The sequence below is a fragment of the Blautia sp. ZXY-1-C6 genome (genome assembly GCF_056339875.1).
Genome location: NZ_JBWJVQ010000283.1, coordinates 1 through 3,458, shown reverse-complemented (window position 1 = coordinate 3,458; position 3,458 = coordinate 1). Strand labels below are relative to the sequence as shown.

The following is a 3,458-nucleotide window of genomic DNA, read 5'->3' as shown; positions in this document are numbered from 1 at the left end:
TGGAATAATCTTATAAAAAAGACCAGTAATGTTTTGACATATACCCGAAACGTTACTGGTTTTTCTTTTCTGCTATAATGGAAATGTAACAAAAAAATTTATTGTGTCTTGATTTTACCAGATAAATTTATAAAGAGGATTTTATCATTATCTGTCGTGTGTCATTGCTTGTTCGTGGGGTAAAAATCATTTATAGCTTTTTTAAATAAATCTCCTGCTTTTATTGTATTTTTGAATTTTTGATTATTAATGGGAAAGGGTATAATAGAAGTTACAGTAAACAGAATGGATAAAAATACCAAAAAAAGCAGGTGAGAAAAGTTGTATTATGTTGGAATTGATATTGGTTCGACTGCTTCGAAGACAGTTGTGACTGGTGACAGGGAAATGAAATTTGTGCTGCCTACAGGGTGGAGCAGTAAGGAGACGGCTTCGGAGATTGCTTCAAGGCTTCTGGATCAGGGGATTGATGTAATGAGTGAAGGGGTTCGTGTAGCAGCTACAGGATATGGGCGTGTAGCTGTGGATTATGCGGATTTTGTGATTACGGAGATTACCTGTCATGGAAGAGGTGGCAGAGAACTGGCGGGAAATGAATGTGCAATTATTGATGTAGGTGGTCAGGATACGAAAGTAATCTTGATAGATCAGGGAATGATCCAGGATTTTCTTATGAATGATAAATGTTCTGCCGGAACCGGGAAGTTTCTGGAGATTATGGCGAATCGACTGGGAGTTACCATTGCGGAACTGTTTGACCTGGCAGAACAGGGAACTGTGGTACCGATCAGTTCGTTGTGTACGGTATTTGCGGAATCTGAGGTAATCAGCATGATTGGTGAAGGGCGAAGCAGAGAGGATATAGCTGCGGGAGTGGTAAATTCTGTAGCGGAGAAAGTTGCGCAGCTTGCCAGAAGAAAGCAGCTTCCGGGGACAGTGCTCCTTACGGGAGGATTGAGTGAATGTCCGTATTTTGCAGAAATTCTTTCGGAAAAACTTGGATGTGTTGTTGAAGCTATGAAAGACGGAAGATATGCAGGAGCGTTTGGGGCATCATTGCTTGCCGGAGAAAAAAAGAAATAAATAATCAACTGTAGAGGATAATAAGGACTGCAACAGTTGGCGAATGGTATGAAAGAAGTAAAAAATAATATAAAAACGATAGAAAGATGAGGTACAAAGATGGAAATAATTAAAGATTTACCAGAAGTATTTGAGGAGTTTGCGGAGCAGAGGAAGAATTCATTTCTTGCTATCAAGAAGATTAAGGATCAGAATATCCCGGTAATTGGTTCTTACTGTACATATTTTCCACAGGAGATTGCAATGGCCATGGGAGCTGCTTCTGTAGGTTTATGTTCCATGTCTGATGAAACAATCCCGGTAGCCGAGCAGACATTGCCGAAAAATCTCTGTCCACTGATCAAGGCCAGTTATGGGTTTGCAGTGACAGATAAATGTCCATTCTTTTATTTTTCAGATGTTGTAGTTGGTGAGACTACCTGTGACGGAAAGAAAAAAATGTATGAATTTATGTCCGAATTTAAGGATGTATTTATTCTGGAGCTTCCTCATAAACAGACAGAGGCTGCACTTCAGTACTGGAAGAGTGAGATTATCCGTTTCAAAGAATATCTGGAGAAGAAATTTGAGGTGGAGATCACAGAGGAGAAGCTTCGTGAGGCAGTCCGCATCAGCAATGAGGGACGTCGTGCTTTGAAAGATTTCTATGAACTGATGAAACAGGATCCGGCTCCAATGAAGGGTGAGAATCTTTATAATGTATTGTATGGAACTACCTTTAAGTTTGACCGTTCCAAAGTCCCGGCAGAGATTGATGCACTGACAGTGAAGCTGAAAGAAGAATATGCAGCAGGCAAAAACGAAGGAAAGAAACATCGTATTCTGATCACCGGATGTCCAATGGGCGGAGCTACCATGAAAGTAGTAAAAGCAATTGAAGAAAATGGCGGTGTGGTAGTTGCTTTTGAAAACTGCTCCGGTGCAAAGAGCGTAGACAGACTGATTGATGAAAATGATCCGGATATTTACGAAGCAATTGCAAGACGTTATCTGAATATCGGCTGTTCTGTTATGACTCCGAATCCGAACCGTTTTGAACTGTTAAATGAACTGATCGATGAGTATCAGGTAGAAGCTGTTGTGGAAATGACTCTTCAGGCCTGTCATACTTATAATGTGGAAGCCGGTAAAGTTGGCAGATTTGTAAGAGAAGAGAAAAAGATTCCTTATCTGCATGTGGAGACAGATTATTCTCAGTCTGATGTTGGACAGCTAAATACACGTATTGCGGCTCTGATAGAAATGTTATAACTGTGAAGGTATTATAAGATTATACGAAAAATGTCGAATTGTATGTATTTTATTATAGCAATCCTTTGAAATAATGCATCTTAATCCAGCCCATCAGAGTGTGAAATCCTGCGTCAGATATCTTTGCCGTGCGTCAGCGCGCCTGCAGATATCTTCCTTGTCTTTCGCGCTCTGCTGAACTGTCTTAAATGCATTATTTACGAGGATTGCTATAGAAAAAAATATGTATAAGCAATAAATGACAAGCGACTGATCAAATTTATAAACCAGAAACTAAAAAATATGGACAGAAAACAGAAGCTCTCTCTGTGGGATGAATTTTTCCGGCGGACAGGGCTTTTCTGATATTCATGACCATTAGACAACATGTCATTCCGTAATTACAGAAACATTCCCGTCCAGTGGTATATTAATATTAATTAGGTAAATTGATACTTTTATATTTTATTATCTGGAGGAGAAGAATGAAAAGTAATTACAAAATTTTTACAGCAGTTTTTTTATCGGCAATTATGACAGCAGCAGCTCCGTTAACAGTATGCGGGGCGGAAGTTTTTTCGGCGGGAGAATCTTTCAGTGATGGAACAGGGAGTATTCCTGCCATATTGACAGATATGGTTCTGCCGGATGGAGAGATTGGAACAGAATATCAGGTACAGCTTGAAGCTGATACAGATGTGAGCTGGAGTCTGGAGGAGGGAAGCGAGCTTCCGGCGGGACTTACGTTGTCTTCCGGGGGAGTGATCAGCGGAACACCGCAGAAGGAAGGGAGTTTCAGCTTTACTGTACAGGCGGACAATGGTATTGGAGTTTCTTCACAGGAACTGAGCCTTTATGTTGCACAGCGTGAGCAGGAACCTGTTATAAAGCAGTATGAGCTGACATCAGGTACTGCTTTGATCAATCTGGGAATTCATGCAGAGGGAGAACAGTCACGTAAGCGGTTATTTCTTTATAATGCAGGAACAGATTCGCTTCATCTCTCTGATTTTCCGCAGAGCAGATATTTTGATTTTTCCTACGCACCGATTTTCGATACAAATACGGATGAAGAAATGCAGCCCGGAAGTTGTGCGGCTGTGGACATTGATGATAAGAAGAATCTGCCTGCCGGAAATTATGAA

At 40.6% G+C, this 3,458-nt stretch carries 3 protein-coding genes; all 3 read left to right on the top strand.

Features of this window, described 5'->3' with window-relative positions; genetic code table 11:
* The first annotated feature begins 321 nt into the window (after window positions 1-321).
* Entirely contained in the window at window positions 322-1,083 is a 762-nt protein-coding gene (locus AC075J_RS17815) for an acyl-CoA dehydratase activase (RefSeq protein WP_118569089.1), read from the top strand.
* Window positions 1,084-1,182: 99 nt separating this feature from the next.
* Entirely contained in the window at window positions 1,183-2,334 is a 1,152-nt protein-coding gene (locus AC075J_RS17810) for a double-cubane-cluster-containing anaerobic reductase (protein ID WP_118569090.1), read from the top strand.
* Window positions 2,335-2,798: 464 nt separating this feature from the next.
* On the top strand, window positions 2,799-3,458 hold a 660-nt coding region (locus AC075J_RS17805; RefSeq protein WP_476390566.1), incomplete at its 3' end, for an Ig domain-containing protein.

Coding starts and splice junctions, on each gene's coding strand:
- AC075J_RS17810 (WP_118569090.1), top strand. CDS start 1,183: ATGGAAATAATTAAAGATTTACCAGAAGTATTTGAGGAGTTTGCGGAG.